The 23,768-nt window shown below is 58.5% G+C and carries 23 protein-coding genes; 18 read left to right on the top strand and 5 right to left on the bottom strand.

Annotation, left to right across the window (positions count from 1 at the left end; all coding sequences use genetic code 11):
• Positions 1–95: 95 nt before the first annotated feature.
• The 3 genes from AC2FFA_RS17305 to AC2FFA_RS17315 all read right to left on the bottom strand — a co-directional run bounded on the left by AC2FFA_RS17305 (position 96) and on the right by AC2FFA_RS17315 (position 5,741).
• Complete coding sequence (locus AC2FFA_RS17305; RefSeq protein ID WP_496852538.1) at positions 96–4,385, bottom strand: thiopeptide-type bacteriocin biosynthesis protein; 4,290 nt, start codon at positions 4,383–4,385, stop codon at positions 96–98.
• Positions 4,386–4,423: 38 nt separating this feature from the next.
• Complete coding sequence (locus AC2FFA_RS17310) at positions 4,424–4,816, bottom strand: hypothetical protein (RefSeq protein ID WP_496852539.1); 393 nt, start codon at positions 4,814–4,816, stop codon at positions 4,424–4,426.
• Between the two features lie 253 nt (positions 4,817–5,069).
• Positions 5,070–5,741 carry a GntR family transcriptional regulator gene (locus AC2FFA_RS17315; protein WP_117869473.1) on the bottom strand — a complete coding sequence of 224 codons (672 nt, stop codon included), beginning with the start codon at positions 5,739–5,741 and terminating at the stop codon, positions 5,070–5,072.
• A 128-nt stretch (positions 5,742–5,869) separates the two neighbouring features.
• Between AC2FFA_RS17315 and AC2FFA_RS17320 the strand changes: the two genes are divergently transcribed.
• From AC2FFA_RS17320 to AC2FFA_RS17340, 5 genes are all read left to right on the top strand, one after another.
• Positions 5,870–6,814: a class II glutamine amidotransferase domain-containing protein gene (locus AC2FFA_RS17320; RefSeq protein ID WP_496852540.1), complete on the top strand. Its 945-nt coding sequence runs from the start codon at positions 5,870–5,872 to the stop codon at positions 6,812–6,814.
• Complete coding sequence (locus AC2FFA_RS17325) at positions 6,811–7,524, top strand: GltB/FmdC/FwdC-like GXGXG domain-containing protein (RefSeq protein ID WP_117869471.1); 714 nt, start codon at positions 6,811–6,813, stop codon at positions 7,522–7,524. Before AC2FFA_RS17320 ends, AC2FFA_RS17325 begins: the two co-directional genes overlap by 4 nt.
• On the top strand, positions 7,509–8,933 hold the full coding sequence (locus AC2FFA_RS17330) for an FMN-binding glutamate synthase family protein (RefSeq protein ID WP_496852541.1): 1,425 nt from the start codon (positions 7,509–7,511) through the stop codon (positions 8,931–8,933). The genes AC2FFA_RS17325 and AC2FFA_RS17330 overlap by 16 nt, the downstream gene beginning before the upstream one ends.
• Positions 8,930–9,625 (top strand): type 1 glutamine amidotransferase, encoded by a 696-nt coding sequence (locus AC2FFA_RS17335; RefSeq protein ID WP_496852542.1) that lies wholly within the window; start codon positions 8,930–8,932, stop codon positions 9,623–9,625. The genes AC2FFA_RS17330 and AC2FFA_RS17335 overlap by 4 nt, the downstream gene beginning before the upstream one ends.
• 87 nt (positions 9,626–9,712) lie before the next feature.
• Positions 9,713–10,063, top strand: a complete 351-nt coding sequence (locus AC2FFA_RS17340) for a YjiS-like domain-containing protein (protein WP_496852543.1) — start codon at positions 9,713–9,715, stop codon at positions 10,061–10,063.
• On the opposite strand, the gene AC2FFA_RS17345 is transcribed toward AC2FFA_RS17340, so the two are convergent.
• Positions 10,060–11,199 (bottom strand): FAD-dependent oxidoreductase, encoded by a 1,140-nt coding sequence (locus AC2FFA_RS17345; protein ID WP_117869467.1) that lies wholly within the window; start codon positions 11,197–11,199, stop codon positions 10,060–10,062. The genes AC2FFA_RS17340 and AC2FFA_RS17345 overlap by 4 nt on opposite strands.
• 91 nt (positions 11,200–11,290) lie before the next feature.
• Here AC2FFA_RS17345 and AC2FFA_RS17350 point away from each other — a divergent pair, with 91 nt between their 5' ends.
• From AC2FFA_RS17350 to AC2FFA_RS17410, 13 genes are all read left to right on the top strand, one after another.
• Positions 11,291–12,583, top strand: coding sequence for a glutamine synthetase family protein (locus tag AC2FFA_RS17350; protein WP_496852544.1), 1,293 nt, complete (start codon positions 11,291–11,293; stop codon positions 12,581–12,583).
• On the top strand, positions 12,583–12,849 hold the full coding sequence (locus AC2FFA_RS17355; protein WP_299635745.1) for a EutN/CcmL family microcompartment protein: 267 nt from the start codon (positions 12,583–12,585) through the stop codon (positions 12,847–12,849). Before AC2FFA_RS17350 ends, AC2FFA_RS17355 begins: the two co-directional genes overlap by 1 nt.
• A gap of 40 nt (positions 12,850–12,889) precedes the next feature.
• The gene (locus AC2FFA_RS17360) at positions 12,890–13,198 is read left to right on the top strand and encodes a BMC domain-containing protein (RefSeq protein WP_117869464.1); all 309 of its coding nucleotides are present in this window, start codon (positions 12,890–12,892) and stop codon (positions 13,196–13,198) included.
• Positions 13,199–13,220: 22 nt separating this feature from the next.
• Positions 13,221–14,405, top strand: coding sequence for a hypothetical protein (locus tag AC2FFA_RS17365; RefSeq protein ID WP_496852545.1), 1,185 nt, complete (start codon positions 13,221–13,223; stop codon positions 14,403–14,405).
• Positions 14,405–15,784, top strand: coding sequence for an aldehyde dehydrogenase family protein (locus AC2FFA_RS17370; RefSeq protein WP_496852546.1), 1,380 nt, complete (start codon positions 14,405–14,407; stop codon positions 15,782–15,784). Before AC2FFA_RS17365 ends, AC2FFA_RS17370 begins: the two co-directional genes overlap by 1 nt.
• A complete protein-coding gene (locus tag AC2FFA_RS17375; RefSeq protein ID WP_117869461.1) occupies positions 15,781–16,404 on the top strand; it encodes a BMC domain-containing protein in 624 nt (207 codons plus the stop codon). The genes AC2FFA_RS17370 and AC2FFA_RS17375 overlap by 4 nt, the downstream gene beginning before the upstream one ends.
• Positions 16,404–17,585 carry a malate dehydrogenase gene (locus AC2FFA_RS17380; protein WP_496852547.1) on the top strand — a complete coding sequence of 394 codons (1,182 nt, stop codon included), beginning with the start codon at positions 16,404–16,406 and terminating at the stop codon, positions 17,583–17,585. Before AC2FFA_RS17375 ends, AC2FFA_RS17380 begins: the two co-directional genes overlap by 1 nt.
• Entirely contained in the window at positions 17,582–17,992 is a 411-nt protein-coding gene (locus tag AC2FFA_RS17385; RefSeq protein ID WP_496852548.1) for a Rid family hydrolase, read from the top strand. Before AC2FFA_RS17380 ends, AC2FFA_RS17385 begins: the two co-directional genes overlap by 4 nt.
• Before the next feature lie 96 nt (positions 17,993–18,088).
• Positions 18,089–19,369 carry an ABC transporter substrate-binding protein gene (locus AC2FFA_RS17390; protein WP_299635737.1) on the top strand — a complete coding sequence of 427 codons (1,281 nt, stop codon included), beginning with the start codon at positions 18,089–18,091 and terminating at the stop codon, positions 19,367–19,369.
• Positions 19,370–19,434: 65 nt separating this feature from the next.
• Positions 19,435–20,286 (top strand): branched-chain amino acid ABC transporter permease, encoded by an 852-nt coding sequence (locus tag AC2FFA_RS17395; protein ID WP_496852549.1) that lies wholly within the window; start codon positions 19,435–19,437, stop codon positions 20,284–20,286.
• 1 nt (position 20,287) lies between these two features.
• Positions 20,288–21,235: a branched-chain amino acid ABC transporter permease gene (locus AC2FFA_RS17400; protein WP_496852550.1), complete on the top strand. Its 948-nt coding sequence runs from the start codon at positions 20,288–20,290 to the stop codon at positions 21,233–21,235.
• Positions 21,232–21,963, top strand: coding sequence for an ABC transporter ATP-binding protein (locus AC2FFA_RS17405; RefSeq protein ID WP_496852551.1), 732 nt, complete (start codon positions 21,232–21,234; stop codon positions 21,961–21,963). The genes AC2FFA_RS17400 and AC2FFA_RS17405 overlap by 4 nt, the downstream gene beginning before the upstream one ends.
• Positions 21,963–22,670 (top strand): ABC transporter ATP-binding protein, encoded by a 708-nt coding sequence (locus AC2FFA_RS17410; RefSeq protein WP_117869455.1) that lies wholly within the window; start codon positions 21,963–21,965, stop codon positions 22,668–22,670. Before AC2FFA_RS17405 ends, AC2FFA_RS17410 begins: the two co-directional genes overlap by 1 nt.
• Positions 22,671–22,732: 62 nt before the next feature.
• Here the strand turns inward: AC2FFA_RS17410 and AC2FFA_RS17415 are convergent, their stop codons facing one another.
• Positions 22,733–23,737: an Ldh family oxidoreductase gene (locus tag AC2FFA_RS17415; RefSeq protein ID WP_496852552.1), complete on the bottom strand. Its 1,005-nt coding sequence runs from the start codon at positions 23,735–23,737 to the stop codon at positions 22,733–22,735.
• Between the last annotated feature and the right edge of the window lie 31 nt (positions 23,738–23,768).

Here is a 23,768-nt window from a genome sequence, read left to right on the forward strand (position 1 = left end):
GCCGGGTGCTTCATTCGGGGGCAGGTGGTATTTGTAGGCAGCGCATGCTTCGGAAGGACGGTTCAGGTTCCATTCTGCTGCCATGAGCATGCCGCCTAGGACGATATCCAGCCGTGGTTCAATTTGGTTCGATAATGTCGACAAAGCGCTTCGTGGATAACCGCCTCTTCTGCGGCAGTTCCCCAGTGGAGGATCCGGTTGACGGACATATGAGCGAGGCTTCCCAGAATGTCGGCCAAACTGCTTCCCAGCCGGCCATCCTGTTCTTCTCGTTGGAGGCATCTGAGATCCGGATGAAACCTGGCTGCACGTGCATTCCAGCGAGATGGTCGCGAATGAATGCCCTTTCCCACACCCAGTTCATTCAGCACAACGCAGGCACTCTTCCATTCCTTACCCGTGGCCCGACGTGCCGTTCGGCACGACGCCGGGCCGCCGCCGTAGTTTTCCGAGCACCGCTCTGAGATCGCCAGCCGAACCCCTGTTGGGAGTTCGAGATCTTCAAACAGGGCATCGATACTAGCGACTGATGCCATCCATCGCCGGGATCGACTGATCTCTGGATCGTTGAGCACGTGAAGCGCAGCGATCGAGTCGGCGCCGAATATTCTCTCGCAGGCGCCGAGCCCCAGTTCTCCGCCGTATCGCGCCATTTCAGGCAGGTACTCATCAACAAGAAACCTGTCTACCAATCTTCCGGCTGTTTTCTGCAAGTGAACAAGCACCCGGTTCCTCAGAACTCTGTCATGGTCGCTTGGGAACTTGAGGCGGAGGCGCAGTTCAAGCTCTGGGTCTGCGTATCTAACGAAGAACCAATTCTCGATAAGGTTGCGTTTCTGCCACAGCGCCAACCTGTTAGATTGCAGTTTCAGGAACTGTTCCAGCTTCATGGCATCCCCGAAAAGCCGCAGATACAACCATGATCCGGCCTCGTCAGCGCCGTGCCCCAGCGGTTGCCATGCGGCCGGGTTGGCATCGTATTCGACATAGGGTGTATCAACTGGCTTTGCAGGGGCAAAAACCAGTTCAGAGGCCAATCGACCATGCGGTGAGTCGATCCACCAATCCTCTGGCGTTGGAAGGTACTCGCAGATCGAAAGCGGCCTTTTTTTCAACGTCTTGATCAGGTTCGCAGTGGAAAAGGGGTTGTCCAGATCCCATGGCGTGGCCATGTCACTGGCCTCATCTGTGGGGACTATGTATCGCGGCAGCTCCAGTTTTTGCCGCGTTGTTTCCAGCCAGCTTTCCTCTTTGCCCGATCTGATCACCTCTGTCGGAACACAAAGCCGCCACCGCTCCGGAGCAAGGATCACATTTCCAGCTGAGACCCTGGGCAACCGGTTTCGATTGCTTTGCGATTGCCATGACCAGATCACCGTCGGTTGCCTCATGTGCATCGCGATGTCGATGAGCAGAAGATAGACCGCCGGAGCCCCGGGAGGGCTTTGGTGGGCAGCATGCAGCTGTGGACTGACCTCGACGCTTTGGCTGCCCCAGAACAGTCGGAACCGACTGCCATCGTGACGGATCCACAGATCGTGAAGCGGTATCCTCCTTTCCGGCGGCAAACCGCTGTCGCCCAGAATTTCGATTACATACCGGGAAAGGCTGGCGCGTCGCAGGATGTTGGATGACCGGGGGTCGGTGGCACACAGGATGTCTGCTTCGACAATTGTCGAATCCTTTTCACGCGTGGGGCTGTGTTGCATCAACGCGTCTGCGATCAACTGATTTCGTCTTGAGAAACGGCCGAAAATCGCCTTTGGCCCGCCCGGAAAAATTCCCTCGGGATAAGCTGTCCAGACTGGCTTGTGCCCGGAACTGCGCCCTACCTTGCCCAAAAGAACGCCATCCTGGATGGCGAGAGGGGCCTGACCTGTGTTGTGGGCATGCAGGATCTCGATATCCTGCGCGGAAAGCCCCCATTCGCGCGCCTCCCAATCGGTTTCCAGCGGAAAATCCTGATGTTTGTGCCTGGGGGCATCACTTGACGATCCCGTACCTGTAACGAAATCCAATCGCAGCGGCATGCCGAGATATGCAAGCCCGCTTTCGGCGTCCACGGCCTGGCCGAGCAATACAGCGCGGTCGCCGTACCGGTCGAGGAACCGCCGTTCAAATTCCAGAAAACGGTTCGGCTTCGGCACGCGAAAGCCAATATTTTCCAATATGTTCCATGCGCTGGCCAGCGCTTGCTCCGCGCGCAGTGGTGTTTCCAACGTGCCGACGCAATGCGCATCGACATGAAGAAAATCACCCGTCCAACCCGGCGCAAGAGAGCCCGCTGTTCGCCCCAGTTGCTTTAACGCGATCATTGAAGTGTTTTCACGTGCGGCATCAAGAGCAGTCCCGATCTCCGCCAAGCCTCTCTTTTGTGGGGCGGTCATATCCCTTTCCAGCCGCTTCAGCGTTCTGGCGGTTGCGTTATGTCCCAGAAGTATTGGATCTCTCTGTGGTATCAGAGCCTCGGACCGACAGAGATCCGAGATCGTCACAGCAGATTTGAAAGGGCGATCCTTGAGGGCCGTTTCCAGATCGGAAACCGTGACAGAATCGACGTCAAAGATGAACTCTGCCAGATCGGAATCCGCCGCTGCAATGATCTGTTCGTGGTTCCAGGGCCCGTCGAGATCACCGTTGGTTATCCAGTGCAGAACGTCCTGTTCCCACCAGGCCGATGGATTGCATCGCACCCTCGTGCTTTGCGTCTCGGCGGTTCCGGCGGCAATATGTGCCAAAAATCCACAGTCCAGATCTATGTCCAGATGGTGGTCTGCCACGGTGACGATGTCCTTGCCTGCAACAGGTATTGCCGCGCCCACTGCTGCGAATGCACCGAACGGCGTTGGGCGAAAACACATTCTGTAAATAAACCGAAACAAGGTGCCGAGAACTGCAGGTGAGAGGCGTTCGTCTTTTTCGAATTCGCGCATGACCATCGAGAAGAAACCGGGTCGCGCAATGAATAACGACAAGGCAAAGGCCTGATCGTGAAGTAACTCTGAAGCACGCTTTTCCAGATCCTTTTTTCCGGTGCTTTTAGTTACTCCGCTAAGATCATGCTGCGGTGAACGCAAACAAACACGAATTCCGAGAAAGGGACGAGAGCTGGGCAGTTTCGGTTGAGAATGACAATGGTTAGGCTCCTCGACATCCAGCCCCATGAACTTCAGGTAGCTGAGATAACCTGCGTCGCTTAAGGCAAGCAGTGCCAACAAAACGCCACTCGAGCCGGTCAGAAGGTCCGTCGATTGAAACGTCTTCCAGCCTGCGCCGATCGCGGGAAGCCCGTCCGGGCTCAATTCGCGTTCCACGAGGTTCAGAAGCCGTTCGGCGTGCTTTTCGATCAGGGAATCGACGTCTGCTTCGGGATTGAGAGACCGAATAGCGAGGGCCATCACCACAATTCCGGCATCGCCATGACATAGCGCTCCGTCATTGATGCCCGTCTCGCTGAGAGGCCTGGCAATGCAGGATGTCAGAACCCGCGATGTGATGTCGCGTATTTCGTCTTCCATCCCAACCAGCGCCGCCGCCGCGAGTGCGGTATAGATGATCCCAAGATCGCCGTAACACCACGCAAAACGTGACGGTACTTCCCACGCGTGGCTGAGCGCTGACATGCAGGGGAAACAGGATGACAGACCGCTGTCCGAAAACGCGCCCCGATGCGAAAGAAGAAACAGGACCGCGTCTTTGAGGTCTTCGATGTGTCGTGGCGTGAACGCGTGCCGCCGACCCAAACGGGCCAGAGCCAGAACGGCACCAGGTGAACCGTGAGCCAATCCCATATTGACAAGGTAACGCTTTGTCTTCTGGGAACCGGCCTCGTCTTCCGGAGAGGAAAAGGGTTCTGTCCACGCCAATCCCCGCTCTGTTCGGGCCGAGTGCCTCCAAAGCTCCTTTGCCAAACGCAAACACAGCGTCTTTCCCCCAAGACGGGCCGTTTGGGATTTCGGTTCGCAAAGAAATACGGATATGCCTGCAAGCCCCGAAACGTGATCGAAATGTCCCATCCACGGAGCTTCGAGAAGGCGTTGCGAAACCGAACGCAGGGCACGGTCGAGCGCCAGTTGCGCTTCAGGATCGTTCGGATTGGCGTCCAAGGTATGACAGGCGAGCAACCCAAGACCGGCTCGGCCATCGAACAGTGAAACAGGGGCTCCGCGCAGTTCTCGGTCGCGAGCCCAGATGGTCGAAAGGCGACGTGACGCAGCGTATCGCACCCGATCGTCATCCAGAAACCTGTCTGCCGCCAGCAATGCCAGCGCCTCTCCTGCGACAGCGCTTCCCAGCCCGATTGCATCAGTTCTGATCGGAGCCACAACGAGCGACCCTGCAATAGACCGTATGGCCGCATCAATCCTCGTCGATGAAATAGACATTGACTATGACAGTTTCCCCGCCAAACGGGATTCATCATTCAGCAGGCGTTCGGATGGCATCCTTTGCTGCTTGCACGGATACTGCACCAATTTGCGCAACAATTCTTCGCCCAACTGAACGTTCGGCGCGTCGGACCGCCAACGCTGCCGGCGTCGACGAAGCCGAAGGCAGGACCGGTGGAGGTAGGATTGAAGCCAGAATAATGATCCCCCAGTTCGCCCAAGGATTCGATGGATGTCAAAAGCGCGTCTACGCGGTGTTCGACGGTTTCCAGTCTGTCTTCCGGGCCGGATTCCATGACGCGCATCAACTGGTCGAGACGTTGCTCGATCGCGGTCAGCCTGTCATCGACAGACCTGCATTCCGGATCTGTCTTTTCGCTTTCGGTGTAATCGTGTTCTTTGCGATTGTCGTTTTCGTCAGCACTCATTTCTCTCTCCAGAATCTGAGGTGGTCGAATAGTCGACTTGGGACCGCCTGAGAAAAAACGTGTCGTTCAAATATCAACTCCGATGGAATCGGAGGGTCTTTGTGATGAGAGATTTCAATAATATACGAAAACGAGCATTTTGTCATGGAGCAAGCAGAGCAACGCACAGTTGTCCCAATGGTACTGTCAGCGACCATGAGCTGGTGTCAGGCAGGCGAACCGGCACGGTCAATCTTGCCAACGGTTTTGTGCATCACCCGTTGTCCGCTTCTTTCAGCCCCTCGATCTGCAAATCGAACCCGGCCTGAATATGAGCAGTGAAGGTTTCCAGTGCTTCTGTCACGTCTCCGGTTTCAATCGCGTCGACAAGCGCCTGATGATCACCGAGAGATTTTGAGATGTCGACATTTTCAATTGCGGAAAACAGGTGAAAGGCCATGGCCTTGCCCCAGATCATGTCGAACATGTCCAGCAGGAACTTGTTTCCCGCTTCGACCATAAAGGCGCGGTGAATGCGTCGGTTGGCAATGAAGTAGTCGCGTGTCGTAGGGTTGGTCAGGTTTTCTTCGCGCCGAATCAATTCGCGCAGACCGTCCAGAACCGTGGGTTCCGCATGGGCCGCGAGAATCCGCGCAGCCTGACCTTCGATAGCAGCGCGGGCCTGGTACAGTTGCCGGACTTCGGTTTGATCCATGCGTGCCAGCCGGAATCCACCGCTTGCGGCGACTTCCAGAACCCCTTCGGTTTCCAGCCGCATCAGAGCCTCGCGAACCGGGGTGCGGCTGATATTCAGCTCTGCTGCCAGCTTCTCCTGAACCAATCGATCTTCTGTGGATATTTCGCGGCTCATTATGGCTTCGACCAGTTGATCATAAACCTCGTCCGCCAGCCGTCTGCGCTGTGTCTTTATCTGTTTCAGAGCCACTCGGAGCCTCTCTTTCCGTGTTTTGTGAATTCTGTATTCAAAAAAGCATCTGGTGCCAAGGCGAATGGGCTTGCTATTGCTCGTGTACTGTATACAGTATACAGACGCAATTGAACAGGGAGCACTTCATGTGTGGTATCGCTGGAAGGATTCTAACCGCACCCGGGCAGGTCGGGGCGGATCTGGTGGACCTGATGGATGCGCAGGAACACCGTGGCGCAGATAGCACCGGGTTTGCAGTTTATGGGCTACCACGAGACACCGGATACGTTTTGCGGGGGATGGGTTTTGATAAATCCCGGCAGGATGCTGACCTGGAAGCGTTTGAGGCGGTTTTGAAAGATCACGGCTCTGGCTTTCTGTCTGACCCGAAGATTGTAGCTGATGAGAACCGGCATTATTGCTTCCGGGCGGAAATCTCGGACCCGGCTGATCTGCAGGCCTGGGTGCGGGATGCAGATGAACTGACGGACCGGTTCGAAGTGCAGTCCTGTGGCCGTAGCCTTGAGATCATCAAGGATATCGGCGGGGCCGAAGCGGTTGCCGAAAAACATGGCGTGCGTGACATGATCGGAACTCACGGTCTGGGTCATGCGCGGCTTGCGACGGAAAGCTCGGTCCTGCCCAACGCTTCGCACCCGTTCTGGGCGCGGCCGTTTTCGGATGTGGCGATCGTGCATAACGGCCAGATCACCGACTATTTTACATGGCGCGATAAGCTGAGCCGGAAGGGCTATCGCTTTTTGACCGAGAATGACAGCGAGTTGATTGCGGTCTGGGTCAGCGACCAGATGAAAGCTGGCCTGACGATGGAGCAGGCGCTGAAGAAGTCGATTACCTCTATCGACGGGGTATTTACGTACATGATTGCAACGCCGGACGGGATCGGCTTTGCCAAGGATCGGTTCGCGATGAAGCCGCTGGTTGTGGTCAATCGCAATGGGGATCTGGCCGCCGCGACCGAGGAACAGGCTGTTCGTCGCGTGATGGCCGAGGAATGCGACGTGATCAACTATGATGGCCCTTCGCTGACCGGCATCTGGGGTGTCGGCAACCGGAGCCTGGCAGCATGAGCGAGGTAGCAAGACAGATGGATGAAATCGTCATCGAAGTCGGCAAGCGGCATATTCGTGAGGTGAACCGGGATATCATGGCCGCCTGCGCATCAGGACAGCCGATCCGGGTTGTCGATACGCTGTCGCGGCACAATCTGGGCGTGGGTCTACCGGACAATGTGGACATCACCTTCGAAGGCTCAGTGGGATATTATTGCGGCGGTTTGAATACTGGCGCCAACATCTCCATCGAACGCAATTGCGGGTGGGCCGTGGGTGAGGGGATGGCCAAGGGTCACATCACTGTCGGCGGCTATGCGGGCATGTCCTGTGGAGCGGCGATGATTGGCGGCACCATTCATGTCAAAGGTGATGCGGGGCCACGGGTGGGCGTCGCCATGAAGGGCGGCAACATCGTGGTCGAAGGCAGGATCGGCTATCAATCCGGTTTCATGGCGCATGCTGGACGGATCATTGCGCTGGGCGGTGCAGGTGAATCCTGTGCAGACGCGCTGTGGGAAGGCGAGGTTTGGGTCGCAGGCGAAGTTGACAGTCTGGGCGTGGACGTCGACGTGATCGAACCCACTGCTGAAGAGGTGGCCGAGGTCGATGCGATCCTTGATCCTCTGGGGCTGGTCGACAGCTCTCGTAACTGGCGCAAAATGGTCTCTGGCCAGCGTCTTTGGTATTTTGAAAGCAGGGACGCAAGCGCATGGCTCATGATCTGAGTAAACCCTATGAGTATCCGTTCGAAGTCGCGTCCGAGGAAGAAATAAGGTTCCGCGATACGGGTGCGGTCGAAGGTCGGCCGGCCGGTGTGCCTTCGTCCTATGATGAGGGGGGATCGACCCGCTGGACACCCGAAGCGATATCGGAAGTTCACGCACTGGCGCAGCTTGGGCGGTATCAGGTGCGTGGCTACAATACGTTCAACAAGCAGTTGCCGACATTCGACGATTTGACATTTGTCCCGGCGACAATGACCCGCCTGCCGCTGGAAGGGTACCGCGAGAGCTGCGATACGACGACAGTTCTAGGTGGCGGGCGCGGATTGGTGGAACGGCCACTGGAACTGAAAATCCCGATCTATATCGCATCGATGTCTTTCGGCGCGCTCTCGGCCTCGGCCAAAGCGTCGCTTGGTTATGGGGCCTCGAAGGTGGGTACCATGACCTGCACCGGCGAAGGCGGCATGCTGGAAGAGGAGCGCGAAGCCTCCCAGCGCCTGCTCTACCAGATGTCGCCCGCCCGCTATGGAGTCGATCTGGATCACCTGCGCCGGGCCGATGCCTTGGAGATTGTTGTGGGGCAGGGGGCCAAACCGGGCACCGGCGGTTTGCTGCTGGGTATGAAAGTCAGCCCGCGCGTCAGCGAGATGCGCACTTTGCCGGAAGGGGTCGATCAGCGATCCACCATCCGGCATCCGGATTTTCTAGGGGCAGACGATCTGGCGGTCAAGATTGAGGAACTGCGGATCGCCACGAACTATCAGGTGCCGATCTTCATCAAGATGGGGGCGACACGGCCCCGGTTCGACGTGGCCGTGGCCGCAAAGGCCGGTGCCGATGTGGTTGTGGTTGACGGGGCCGAAGGCGGCACCGGTGCTTCGCCCGAGTTGCTGCTGAATCACACTGGCATTCCGACCATGAGTGCCATTCGCGCAGCACGCGAAGCGCTGGATGAGTGTGGGATGAGCGGCAAGGTCTCGCTTGTCGCCGCGGGGGGTATTCGATCAGGTGTGGACGCGGCCAAATGTCTGGCACTTGGGGCGGACGCGGTCATGATCGGGAACGCCGCGATGGTCGCGCTGGGGTGCAACACTCCGAGATATCTGGACGATTATAAGGCGTTGGGCACATCGCCGGGGGCGTGCCATCACTGCCATACGGGCCGCTGCCCGGTTGGGATCGCGACGCAGGACCCTGACCTTGAAGCGCGTATGAACCCGCATGCAGGTGCAGAGCGCGTGGCCCGGTATCTGACCGCGATGACAATGGAGATCACGGCGCTTGCCAAGGCCTGCGGCAAATCCTCGGTACACAATCTGGAAACCGAAGATCTGCGCGCGCTCAGTTTTCAGGCCTCGGCCTTTACCGGCGTCAAGATGGCGGGCATCGACCGGGCCTTCGACTGGTGAGGATTGCGCTTCTTGAACTGACCCTCCATCCCTTGCCACTGCTTGAGGGTCTGCCGCGGACGGCTCATCAGATCCGCGCATGGCTTGAACCGCATCTGCCCGAAGCCCAATTTTCCACGGTGGATGTGGTCGATGGCGTGCCATTGCCACAGTTCAGGGATTTTGATGGGGTTGTTGTCGGAGGGTCCGAATTCGGTGTCTATGATGACACGGAATGGATGCGGCCCCTTCGCGATTTCCTGGAAATGTGCCGGGACCATGCCAAGCCGGTCTTCGGCATCTGCTTTGGCCATCAGATCATGGCGGATGTCTATGGGGGCAAGGCCGAGAAGGCCAAGGTCGGCAATGTCGTCGGTGCACGAGGCTTTGACTATGGCGGAGCCAGCGTTGACGCCTTTGTCTGGCATCAGGATCAGGTCACGTGTGTTCCGCCTTCGGCGCAGGTGACGGGGTCGGCGGATCACTGCCCGGTAGGGGCCTTGGATTATAATTTCCCGGCCCGTTCTGTGCAATTCCATCCCGAATACCGGGCAAGCCATCTGCGTGAATTATTTGTGCGCGGGCGCGACGTGTTTCTTGCCGCGCGCGAGGCGGACGAGGGGCTGGCCTCGCTTGAAACGGTGCATGTATCGAGGGATCTGGCCGCCTTGCAGGCGGTTGAATTGTTTCGCAATGCCAGCGGTGGGCCGTGAGATCTAACAGCCCGCTTGATCCTGATCAATTCCGGCTTTGAAACAATGTGTATACTGTATCCATAACGTGGTGGAGGAGGCCGCGAGATGTCGGGATACACAGATTTCTTTCAGAAAATAGCGCGGATTGTCAGTACACCTCGGGATGAAAGCCTGAGTGACAGGGAGCTTTCGGACCTTGGGTTGTCCCGCGCGGATCTGGCTATGTTGCGATCGGGCGCGCCACAGGCACGAGAGCGTATACTTGCCATGGCCGGGCAATTCGGACTGACCGAGGCAGATCTGAACGCGCACTCGGAACTGGGGTTGGAGCTGGCGGAAAAATGCGGGCATTGCCTTCAGGCCGAAACCTGCCGTGACGCAATCCGAGCGGGCGCGCGTCTTCCCCAGGGCAAGTGCCCAAATGCTGGAATTTATCGCGCCCTCTTGGATGGTTAGCGTCCGCTGGGGCTTTCCTTCGGGCTCAGTTTTCTTCGACCTGCGATCTTGAACCGATCCGCGGTCCCAAAATCCTTCAACCCGACACCCGCCGCGAATTCTGCAAACACAGGGGCGTGCTTGAACAAATGGCCAGAGCATCCGCCAGCGAACAGCACGTTTTCATGCTCGGGGTGCCAGTCGGCAATGAAATGTGTATCCGGGGTCAGAATGATCTGGTTGAACTTGGAATCCACAACCCGTTGCCCCTCCAGCCCCGGCAGCCGGTGACGGATATAGCTGCGTGTGCGGCCCAGCGTTTCCTGGCGGATCAGCCGTTCATCATTGTCCAGATCGATCTTGTCCGGGATGACAACCGCGGCCTTTACGCCGGATCCTTCGGACGACGGCAGGCCAAAGGACCCTTGCCCGTGATCGATCCAGCAGGGCATTCGGCTCATGTCGAAATCTTCCGACCCGTCGGGTGTCGAGGTGTAGAGGACATTGACGCCAACTACGGTCGAGATCGGCTTGATCGTTCTGGGAAACATGTCGGCCATCCATGGGCCGGTCGCCATGATGATCAGATCGGCCTCAAGCGGTTTGTCGTCAAGCATCGGACGTTCCGACCCATCCGTGGTGACGCGACCGCGCCGTACTTTGCCTCCTGCCTTTCGGAACAGATCCAAACCGGTCAGAACGCATCGATGGGCCATCAGCATTCCTGCTTCGGGTTCGAACAACGCATATTCGATGTCGGTGACCTTGAACTGAGGGAACCGCGATTCGATATCCTGCTGACCGAATTTGTAGTAGGGCACCCCGACCCGGTCGAAAGTCTGTGCGGTTGCGTCTTCCCAATCGCAATGTCCCGCAGTCGCCAGAATCAACGCGCCGCATTCGTACATCAGGTTCTGGCCGCTTTCGGCCTGCAGTTCCAGCCATCGCAGGCGGCTTTCGCGCGCCCACCGCGTATAGAACTCGTCCCGCCCGGATATGGCACGGATCACTCTGTTGTAATCTGTTGAAGATGCACGGGAATGTCCCGGTTCCCACCTGTCGATCAGTGTCACGGTCTCGCCGCGCCGTTGCAGTGTAAGCGCCGTCATGACGCCAACTATGCCGCCTCCGACAACGATAACCGAGCTTTTGGACATGGCGCAGATTTTCCTTGTTTCCTGACTGGCTTTGTGAATACTGTATACAGAATACAGCAATTATAAAGCTAAAAACAGGGAGCACGCGCAAATGAGTTCGGGGTTTGATCTGCCCGAGGGCACGCATACCGTCATTCTTGGTGTCGGGGATCTCAACGGCATCATGCGTGGCAAGCGCATTCCGGCCAGCCATTGGGATCATGTCTGCAAAAGCGGCAATGCTCTGTCGATTGCGCTGCTGGCGATCGATATGACCTGCGACGTCTGGGATACGCCTTACGTCAATTTCGACAACGGTTATCCCGACATGCATGTCTTTCCGATGACAAAGCCTGTCGCCGTCCCGTGGGAGCCGGGCGTGGCCGTCTGTTTTGGCCGCGCTGAGGGCATGGATCACAAACCGGTGCCGATCGATCCGCGTCAGGCTTTGGTGCGGCAGGTGGACCGGGCCCGCGATATGGGGTTCGAGGTGAATGTCGGCACGGAACTGGAATTCTACCTTCTGGACCCGGAAACCGGCCAACCGCGCGACACGGGCATCCAGGTCTACGGCCTGGGCCGCGTCGCCCGGATGGAACATATCGTTGGCCCGATCCGTCAGCAGATCAATGAATGTGGCATTCCCATCGAACAGTCCAACCCGGAATATGCAGCCGGCCAGATCGAGGTCAATATTCGTTATGGTGAAGCCCTGGCAGCTGCGGATCGTGTCGTACTGTTCAAATCTCTGATCCGCCAGTTGGGCATCGCGCACGACTATCTGGCGACGTTCATGCCCAAGCCGTTTTTTGATCAATCGGGCAACGGGTTTCATACGCATTACTCGCTGTGGAAGGACGGCAAAAACGTCTTTGCCGACAATGGCAAGATCAATGACATCGGCAAATCCTTTATCGCAGGTCTGCAACAGCGCATGTGCGAGACGGCGATTTGCGGCAGCGGCACGGTCAACGGATATCGCCGTCGCCAGCCCTATACATTCTGCCCGATCAACACGAGCTGGGGCTATGACAACCGGACAGTTGGTATCCGGGTTATCGAAGGCTCGGACAGCGCCGTGCGGGTGGAAAAGCGCGACGCTGGTGCAGACGCCAACCCGTATCTGTTGCTTGCGGCCGAGATTGCCGCCGGGCTTGACGGGATCGAGCAGGGGCTGTCCCCCTCTGAGCCGACGACAGGCAACGGGTATGAGGAAGGGATCGGAGATCCAATTCCCACCGATTTGCCAACCGCCATCAAACTGGCGCGCGGATCAGAATGGCTGCGGGGTGTCATGGACGAAATGCTGTGGGAGCTTGTGCTGCAACAGGCGGAGCGAGAGCTGGAATTCTTCAATCAACAGGTCACACAGGTCGAACTGGACCGCTACCTGAGGGCGTTCTGATGCACTTGGGCAAGGTCGCTGGAACTGTCACGGCAACTGCCAAGGATGCCAGGCTGGTCGGAACAAAGCTGCTGGTGACGGATCTGGTAGACAGCAAGGGCAGCTTGATCGATCCCGCACGGGTTGCGGTTGATACCTGCGGCGCTGGGGTTGGGGACATGGTTTTGGTTGTCAGCGGGTCTGCGGCCCGTATGGCGGCCGGGTTGTCCACGGCCCCCGTGGACATGGCCATAATCGCGGTGATCGACCGCGTCTCGACGACCTGAATCACGATACGCGAAACATCAATTTTGGGAGGAACAAAAAATGGCGAAACCAGTGGCAGGGCAGATGGCCCTGGGCATGATCGAAACACGTGGCCTGGTCGGCGCGATTGAAGCCGCGGATGCGATGGTCAAGGCAGCCAGTGTTGCCATCGTGGGTCAGACCAAGGCTGGCGGCGGGCTGGTGACGACCCTCGTGCGCGGAGAAGTCGGCGCGGTCAAGGCCGCCACCGATGCCGGCGCAACAGCGGCCAACAAGGTGGGCGAGGTCGTCTCGGTTCACGTGATCGCACGACCGCATGACGAGCTTGAGGCAATCATCGACGGGCTGGGTGCCGGGTCGTCGGCCTGATCAACCCCTTTGAGGAGTTACCATGTCAGCCGGTTTCGAGGATTTCACGCGCGCGGTGACACGTGGCGCGACACGGGATGCACCCGTTGCCCAAAGGTTTGAGCGCATTGCAGTATTGGGTGGCGGCCCGGATGCCCGTCTTCTGGCAGCGCTGTGTCTGGCGGAAGGGGCTGAGGTTACGCTGTTTTCGGCCTATGGGGCGGAACTGTCACTGCTTGCCCAATCCTCGGGCATTGGCATTAGCGGCGAAGGGCCTGTGGGCACGTATCAGGTGAATCGCGACGGGCCTTCAATCCGCACCACGGCAGAGTTGGATGCAGCAGTGCGGGGCGCACAGGCGATCTTTCTGACCGGACCGATCCATAAACAGCGCACCTATTCCATGGTGCTGGCCGATCATCTGCACGATGGTCAGGTGCTGGTTCTGGCGCCGGGTCGTTCTCTGGGCGCGGTTGAAGCGGTCTGGATGCTGCGAATAGGAGGCTGTACCGCGGACGTAACTCTGGTCGAAGTACAGGGCCTGCCGTACTGGTATCAGGCTGAAGGTGCAGGGCTGACCCTGACGCAGGCGGCGCCGATGGCTGCGGCAACACTGCCGCGTGGACGCACGGACGTTCTTGAGGCGCTGCGACCCTTCCTTTCAAACATCCTGCCGCTGGATTCGGTTCTGGCGTCAGGCTTCGCCGATCTTTCCGCAGCGGTCGAGATACCGGCATTGATCCTTGGTGGCGCAGGGCTGGGGTCTGGTGGACCGGATTTGCCGATGGGCGGGGTGCCGCTGGAAGGCAATCGGACATTTGCCGCACTCATAGGACCGGATCAGCGTGAGGTGATCCATGGATTGGCTGACGAAAGGCGACAGGTCGCACAGGCCTTTGGCGTTCGAAACCTGCCCGAGACCGATGACTGGATCACGACCTTTGCCGGAGCCGAGCGTGGATCGGGTGCGCGTCCGGTCCCGGATCGGCAGGCCGCGCGCCAGTTGATGCGCGACGGCGTATTGGGGTCATTGGTGCCCCTCGTTTCAGCCGCAAAGCTCGCAGGTTTGACCGCACCTTTGACGGAAAGCCTGATCTGTATGACAGACCGTCTTCTGGGTGCTGACGTGGCCGCGTCCGGGCGCAGGCTGGAGACCATCGGAATTTCCGCAGGCGATGTCGATCAGGCCCGCCGCATCTTTGACACCATTGCCACCGGAGCCTCGTGATGGACGCTGATCTGAAATCCATCGCCGCCGCACGGCGCGCTGCTGAAACGGCTTTCGAAGCATATCGCGCCTTTCTCGGCACTGACCCGGCACAGGTGGATGCCATCGTCGACGCCATGGCTCGGGCGATCGAACCTGAAGCCGAACGGTTGGGGCAATTGGCGGTCGAGGAAACCGGGTACGGCAATGTACCGGACAAGCGGGTCAAGAATCTGTTCAACGCATTGTCGGTCGCCGATTACCTGCGGGATGTTACGACGCTGGGCCTGTTGTGGCGGGACGACGCGACAAAGATCGCAGCTTTCGGAGAGCCGATGGGTGTGGTCGCGGCGCTTATCCCGGTGACAAATCCAACATCCACGATCATCTACAAGGTTCTGTCTGCGGTGAAGGCGGGAAATGCCGTTGTCTGTGCCCCGCATCCGCGCGGCGTGGAATGCGGGAAGGAAACCGTCCGCATCATGGCACGCGTTGCCGAACAGATGGGCGCGCCCAAGGGGTTGATACAATGCCTGGACGCCGTGACCATTCAAGGCACCGCCGAGTTGATGAAGCATCGCCGCACTTCTGTCGTCATGGCGACTGGTGGCCCGGCTATGGTCAAGGCCGCCTATTCCAGCGGTAAGCCGACGCTCGCAGTAGGGGCGGGGAACGTGCCGTGTTACGTGCACAAATCCAAGGCCCGCGATTTGTCCGAAGTTGCCGAGATGATCGTGACGTCAAAAAGCTTCGACTACGGCACGGCCTGTGTCAGTGAACAGGCAGTGGTCGCCGATCCTGAAATTGCTCGCGATCTGCGCCACGAACTGAAACTCAAAGGCGCTTACTTCTGTACCCCGGCCGAGGCTGATCGGCTGGCACGGGTCATCTTCAAAGGAGTGCAGGCAATGGATCCCGAACGCGTCGGCCAAAGCCCTCAGGCGCTGGCCGATGCTGCCGGGTTCTCTATACCGCCGCGCACGCGCTGTCTGGTGTCGGAAGAAACCGAAGTGGGGTGGCGACGCCCGCTTTCGGCCGAAAAGCTGAACCCTGTGCTGGCCTTTTACGAGGCGAAGTCCACCGATCACGGCATCGAACTGGCGCAATCCATTGCCAAATTCGAAGGTTGGGGGCATTCCTCGGTCATCCATTCCGACGATCCCGAGGTGGTCGCTCGTTTTTCCACCGTGCCCACGGGCCGGGTGCTGGTGAACACGCCGGGGATAATGGGCGGAATGGGGTATTCCACCGACCTTGAACCTTCCTTCATGCTGGGTACCGGCACGTGGTCGGGGTCGATCACCTCGGACAACGTCACCGCCCTGCATCTCATCAACATCAAGCGGGTCGCTTACGAAAGCAGACCCTGGCGCGACATTTACGAGGAGTATGGCGCATGAGCGAGATCACGATCCGGGCGCTGATGCAGATCGACAACCTGCAACCGAAATTCGCCGCCTATAACGGTGCGACGGTGCAAGGGTCAGTGCCTTTGTCCGGTGACACCGTGCTGATCGGAGAGTTCGCGCCGGGCAATGGCGTATTCTCGCTGATCGACAGGGCACTCAAGGCGTCCTCGGTCGAGGCGACGACGCAGATGGTAGAGCGCGAGTTCGGATTCTTCATCCTCCGCTCGCCTTCAAACGCCGAAGTGTCCGCTGCACGGGACGCGATGCTGGCCGAACTTGGGGCTTCCATGACAGACCGTTTAAAGCCTGCGATCAGTTCCACACAGATCATTACCAGTGTCGAACCCTATCAGGCGCAGCTTTTGAACAAATGGCGCAAGGGTGCGTTGATCGTGCCGGGGCAGACGTTGGGGATCGTGGAATGCGCGCCCGCGGCCTACATCTCGATCGCCGCAAATGAGGCCGAGAAAGCCGCCGAGATTGACATCGTCGAGGTGCGCGCGGTGGGGCGGTTTGGTCGCTTGTTCATCTCGGGGTCTGAAAACTCGGTCGAAACCGCCGTCGAGGCCGCGACGCGTGCAGTCGAGGCGGTGGACGGGCAGGGCGGCTGATGGCAACCCCACGCGTCATAGGCTCGGATGCGGTCGAAGATGCGCGCCGCCGGGGCAGGATCGTATTCGAGGTTTTGCCGGGTGACATCGTGACGGCTCTCGCGCGTGAAACCGCCGAGCGTGTTGGTATCTCATTGGTGGACGGCCCGCTGGAGCGACCGAAACCGCCGCGTACGGATGGTGCTGTTTCAATGCGCCGGGTGCTGTACCGTCGTTCACCCAAATGGGTTGCGCCTTCGCGTGCGCCGCGCAAAGCCCGCAGGCTGGGCAAGCTTGCCTTGATCGGGGCGGGGGGTGTTGGCGGCAATATCGCGCATCTGGCGGCGATGGCGGACATAGCTGATGAAGTCGCGCTGATTGACATTACTCCGGGATTGGCGGCTTCGACTGCGCTGGACCTCAATCATACGTCCGGGATCACCGGTGCGCGGGCCCGATGTGTCGGTGGCGAAGCGATGGATCTGGTGGCCGAGGCGGACGTGGTTGTCGTCACTGCCGGACGAGCCCGCCGTCCGGGCATGACACGTGCAGATCTGATCGATGTGAACACCCGCGTGATCCGTCAGTCAGCCGAAGCCATCCGGTCAGCCGCGCCTGATGCAATCGTGATCGTGGTGACCAACCCGCTGGACGAAATGACGGTCGAGATGCTGCGCGCTTCAGGTTTTCCCCGCGAACGGGTTTTGGGTATGGCAGGAACGCTGGACAGCAGCCGGTTTCGCAACGCGCTGGCGATGGCCGCAGGTGTCACACCTGTGGACGTCGAAGCGTTCACACTTGGCAGCCATGGGGATGAAATGGCCCCGATCCCCAGCCGTGCGAAGATCAAGGGGCGTCCGCTGGATGTATTTCTGTCCCGCGAACAGATCGAAGCCTGCGTTCAGGATGCGATCACCGGGGGTGGTCAGGTGGTCGCGCTCCGGAAATCAGGTTCTGCAACGATAGCTCCGGCTCATGCTTCGATCGAATTGATTGATCACATTCGGGGTGCGCGGACAGGCCCGGTTCCGGTGTCGGTCATGTTGCGGGGTGAATACGGCATCGACGGTGTCGTGCTGGGAGTGCCAGCCCATCTTGGTGCAGGCGGATTGGTAGAGGTTGAGGAGCTGCGGCTAACCGCCGAAGAAAACGCGGCATTGAAAAACGCGGCCGAGGCGATCCGGGTGAGGCTGGGCCTGTGACCGTGCGCTTTTGGAAATCCGGCGGACGGTTTGAAGAAGTGGCCTCGTACTCTCGGGCCAAACGCATCGGCCCCTTTGTCTGGGTTGCCGGAACAACGGCCATCGAGCCGACGGGCCGCATCCACGCTCCGGGAAACGTTGGCGCACAGACCCTTTATATCCTGTCACGTATCGAGGACGCGCTGAAAGAGGTTGGCGCCGAACTGCGACATGTGGGGCGGGTGCGCGCCTACCTGACCGATCTGTCCCAAGCAGGCGCGTTCGCGCAGGCGCATGGCGAAGTTTTCAAGGGGATTGATCCAGCTCTGACAGCCGTTCAGGCAGGGCTTACCCAGCCCGGACTGATGGTGGAAATTGACGTGGATGCTGTGATCCACGGTGAAAACGGCGAAATCAGCGGATTCTGAACATGAGTCTTCAAGAAAGGATTTGATCGAACCATCTTCTTGTGTACTGTATACAGAATACAAGAAAGGCATAATGAGACACAGGGAGCTAATGTGATGATCAAGACAGCGCTGCTCAGCGGAACATGCATCGCGCTCATGGCCTCGGCGGCCGGAGCGGAAATCAAGGTAGGATTCATTGGATCGCTTTCTTCGGACACAGGATTGTCGACCCTGCGCGGGGCCGAGATTGCGATTGAAGAGCTCAACGCAAATGGTGGCGTGATGGGCGAACAGATCACCCTGGTCTCGGCAGATACCGGACAGGATCCGACCGAAGGCATCCGGGCCTATGAATACCTTGCGGAAACGGAAGAGGTTGATTTCATCATCTCGGGTTCGATTGACGATGTGTCGCTGGGATGGCTGCCTCGAATGCAGGAGTACCGGATTCCAACGCTGGACACCTGGACATCCTATATCGGCATCATCGACATGGTTGTCGAAGACCCTGAGGGCATGGCGCCCTATTTCATGAACATCGCCTCGGATGAGGCGCTAGCCACGTTGTACATCAACTTTGGCGCGGATGTTCTGAAGGAAAAGATGGGGTGGGATTCCGTTGTCATTCTGGCGGAAGATACTGCCTTTGGCGAGGCAATCACCGGCCTTGTCACCGAAGCGCTTGCACCGGTTGCCGGCATCGAGGTCAAGGACATCATTACCTATGACGTTGCCACCGTCGATTTCGCTCCGATCTTCAGCCGCGCGCAAGATACCGGGGCGGACTTCATCTATCAGGTCTCGTCGGTGAATTCGCAGGTTGTGTCATCGCAATATGTGAAGCTTCAGGTGCCGATGGCGATGACGGGTGTGAACGTCGCTGCACTAGGGATGGAGTATTGGGAAGATACGGGCGGTGCCGGGGGCGGTATCTCGACCTTGTCGCCAATTCCTTCGGTTGGATTTCGGCTTGATCCGGCCAGCCAGGAATTTGTCGACACCTATCAGGCCAAGTATGACAGTCGTCCGCTGCTGCCGCATTTCAACGGGTTCAATGCCTATCATGGGCTGAAACAGGCCATGGCCGCAGCCGAGGAGGCCGGTGGTTTCGACAATGTCGAAGGCTGGGCCGATGCAATGAAGAAACAGGATCTGGTTCTTGAGCTGGATGGCCAGCTGTGGCTGCGCTACGCCTTCTGGGGTGATGACGAGGTAGAGCCTGTGACCGGCCGGACGTACCCGCACAATATCCGTTTTGATCTGTCCGAGCCGTTTGATGATGCCGCACCGTCAATGGTTGTGGTCCAGTGGTACGAGGACGGCACCGCCGCCGTTGTCTACCCCGAGAAATACGCGACGGGTGAATTCACTTTGCCAAGCTGGGTCAAGCAGTAACCTGTCCGTTCGCTTAGCTTGAAACGGGTGCGCGAGGGCGCGCACCCGCAGCCAGGGATCCTTACATGTTGCAAATACTGATCCAGGGGCTTTTGCTCAGCGGTCTCTACGCGCTTATCGCAATGGGTTTCACGCTGATCTTCAGCATCGGGCGTGTCCTGAACCTGGCCTACGGTGCCTATCTGATGGTCGGCGGATACATGTATTTCTGGGTGTCTCAGACCTTGGGAATGCCAAAGCTGATGGGCGTGGTGGTGGCCGTCCTACTGGGCGTTCTGATGGGGGTTCTGAAATATCGCCTTATCGTCAAGACGCTCAAAGGGGATCACGTGGCGGTCGAAATTTCGACGCTGATCCTTGCGGTCGTGATTCAGGCGGGGATCGTTCTTGTCTTTGGTGACAGCAGCAAGATCCTGCTTCCGATTGTACCGGGCGTGATCAACGTGGCCGGGGCATCCGTCACTTATAATATCCTGATCGCGACGCTGATCAGCTGGGCCATTTTGTTGGGGTTGTATGCCTTTGTACGTCTGACCCATACAGGGCGGGCGATGCAGGCGGTGTCGATGGACGCCAAAGGGGCGGCGATTTCCGGGATCGATCCGGATCGGATCAACCTGATCACATGGGGTATCTCGGGGGCACTGGGCGCGCTGGGCGGCGTGTTCTTCGCCAGCTATACGCAGTTATCGCCGTCAATGTGGGTCGCACCTCTGATCATCTCGGTGGCCGTCGTCATTGTGGGGGGTATCGGATCGATCATAGGTACGCTTGTGGTCGCCCATATCGTCGGATTTCTCGAAGTAATCGTTGTCGCCACCCTGGCGCCGGAACTGCGCGGCGTCTTTACCATGCTGCTGATTATTGGCGTGCTGGTGACCCGGCCGCAGGGCCTGTTTGGCCGCGAGGAGTTATAATATGGGCCTGCGCTGGTTTCACTATGTTCTCTGGGGCGGCCTGATCGCGGGCATGTTGCTGCTGCCTCAGGTGGTCTCGAACGGCACGCTGCGCACGATGATCTTTGCCAACTATCTGGCCATCTTCGCCATCAGCTGGGACGTGCTGTCGGGAAAGACGGGGTACGTGAGTTTCGGCCACCCTTTCCTGATCGGTATCGGAGCTTATACGACTGCGATCCTGACCAAACGGTTTGACGTGCCGGTCGAAATCTCAATCCCTTTGGCCGTGTTGGTCACAATGATCGCGGGTCTTATTGTGTTGTTGCCCGCTCTGCGCATTCGCGGCAGCTACTTCGCGCTGGTCACACTGGCCTTCATGGAACTGCTCTATCAGCTGGTTCAGGTGATCCGCCCGGATCTGACCGGCGGCACACGTGGTATGTCGGGAATTCAAACTCTCACACGTGGCGCGGCCAACGGATATTATTTGTCCACGGCGCTAATGCTAAGTGTTGCAGTCAGCATGTGGCTGCTGATGAAAACCCGGGTAGGGACCGCTTTGGCTGCAATCGGAATGAATGAAGAAAGCGTTCGTGGTTCAGGTCTCAGCACCACGCGGCTTAAGGCGTTTGCGTTCCTGACCAGCGCTCTTGTCGCCGGGCTGGGAGGGGCGTTTTATGTCCACTACCTTGGCTCGCTTGCACCGCGGGCGCTGTTCGACATCAACTTTCTCTTCACCATCATAGTTGCGGCATTGCTGGGCGGAACATCGACCATTATCGGCCCCATGATCGGTGCGTTCTTCATGACGTTCCTTCTGGAGTACCTGCGTCCCGTGCTTCCCGGAGCAGAACGGTATTTCGTCTACGGTGCTATCGCACTGCTTCTCTACATGTATCAGCCAAAGGGATTGGTTGAACTTGCTCAACGCGGCTTTCAACGGCTGCGGAAAGGGGGGCTGACATGACCGTTGCATTGAAAGTGTCTGGTCTTGTCAAACGGTTTGGCGGGCTGGTAGCCACGAATGATCTGTCCTTTTCCCTCCAAGAAGGAGAGTCGCTGGGCCTGATCGGACCGAATGGCGCGGGAAAGACAACGGTTTTCAGCCAGATCATGGGTGAGTTGCGGCAGAACAGCGGTACAATCGAGCTGTTCGGGCAAGAAATCTCAGCGCTGTCGACGCCGCAACGTATTCGGGCTGGGGTCAGCAGGACCTATCAGATTCCGCGTCCGTTTGGTGACATGAGTGTTGCAGAAAATATCAGGGTGGGCCTGATGCCGGACGACATCTGGCGTATGATCGTTTCGCGTCCGGATACGGAACGGGAAAAGGAACTTGCGCTGAGTGTCGGATTCACGGAAACGGATCTGAACCGTTCACCGTCCGAATTGGCTATGGGTGATTTGCGCAAGCTCGAAATGGCCCGAACCATGGCCACGGCGCCGCGTGTCATGTTGCTGGATGAGGTGTTTGCAGGTCTGACAGTCGGTGAAATCGCGCAGATTTCCGATCTCATACAATCCATGCGCAGGGACGGGATGACCTTTCTGATCGTCAGCCATGACTTGCCAGCGCTGGAACCGCTGATCGACCGCGCCATCGCCATCGAGCGGGGCACCATGATTGCCGAAGGCTCGTTCAGCGACGTGATGAACGACACGGCCGTTCAGGCCTCGTACTTGGGGAGCGTCTGATGTCCTATCTGGAAATCGAGAACCTGTCTGCGTTTTACGGCAAGGCCCAGGCGTTGACAGATATTTCGATCACGGTGCAGCCCGGTGAGATTGTCGCCGTGGTCGGCCCGAACGGTGCAGGTAAATCCACCCTGTTGGACAGCATCATGGGCCTCGTGAAAGTCGAAGGCGACATCCGCTTGCGAGGGCACAGCCTTGCCGGTCGAAGCCCTTCGGAAATCGTGCGCCATGGGGTTGGCTATGCGCCCGAGCGGTTCAACCTGTTTCCTTATATGTCAGTGCGCGACAATCTGATGGTGGGGGCCTTCACCGCACGAGACGACATCGAAAGCAATCTTGAAATGGTGCACAGTCTTTTCCCGCGCCTGCAAGAACGGGAAGGCCAGGAGACGTCGACTCAATCCGGCGGGGAAAGGCAGATGGTGTCCTTTGGCAGGGCCTTGATGACCAGCCCGGAACTGCTGCTTGTCGATGAGCCCACAATTGGCCTAGCCCCGAAAATCTGTCACGAGATTGCTGAAGTTGTCCGTCAGCTGAACAAGGACTACGGGCTGACCGTCGTCATCACGGAACAGAATGCCAATTTTGCCCTGTCGCTTGCCAGCCGCATCTATGTGCTGGAGTCCGGGCGGATGCAGACGTCGGGTACAGCTGACGAATTGAGAAATGACAAACGCTTGCTCGAGGCCTATTTCGGCGGCCATTGAGTGGCGCGGTTGGCAAGCTGGGTAGGTGCTGTCCGGCCATTCGATAGCCGGTGACTTCAGTTTCAGCAGAGTGCGTCCAGAACCTCGGTGCTCACTTCGATGCCATGGGCGTCGGCGGCTGCCCGTTTTGCAAGGCGACCGTCGCCCGGAACCCGGGCGGAACCGTTGCCGGAAATCTCGGCGCAGATGCGGGCGACATATTCGTTGAAGGCCGCGTTGCCGAACCGGCTGGGATCAATTGCAATCAGGGTCGCACCACCTTTGATGTTCAGGGCATCGAAGGACTCGCGCTCTTCGTTGTCCACGGACAGGGTTCCACCGGCCAGTGCTGCGCCCAACACCTCAACCATGAAGGCGATCGCGGCCCCCTTATGCTCTCCGAATGGCAACAGGCTGCGGGTTTCAAGGATGGCATTCGGGTCGGTGGAGGGCTCGCCCCGGGGGTCAAGACCGGCAGGGCGGGGCAGGTCGTGCCCCTCGGCAGCGGCCATGCGGATATCCATGAGGGCCACCATGGACGAGGCCTGATCCCAGACCACCGGCGCGTCGCCTTCGCGTGGGCAGGCAAATGACATGGGATTGGTGCCAAATACCGGGCGAACCCCACCTTGCGGAACCACCATGGACAATGAGTTGATCACGGCAAAAGCCACCAAACCTGCTTCGGCCAAGGGTTCGGTGTCAAACCGTAAGGCACCCAGATGGTGACAGTTTGTACAAGTGAACGCGGCAATGCCGTTTTCCCGTGCCATCGCGATCAGATCCTCGCGGGCTTCAGCCGCTGCAACCTGATAATACCCGTTGTCGGCGTCACAGCGCAAAACGCCCGGGGCAACCTTTTCGGTCTTGGGCGTCGCGTGCCCGTTGGCATAGCCGGACGTGAAGCTTTGGACATAGACTGGCAACATGCGCAACCCGTGGCTGCGCGGGCCGTCCCGTTCAGACCGGGTGACGATATCAGCAAGAATATCACTGCTGCGTGAATCCACTCCGGCAGAAACAAGAACTGATTTGGCCAAGTCCCGAACTTCAGCAAGAGAAAGCGTTTTTGTCGATTGTTCGGTCATCAGTTCGAGTCCAGTCTCTATGTTTTAGCAC

The organism is Ruegeria sp. YTSB088 (assembly GCF_059609825.1).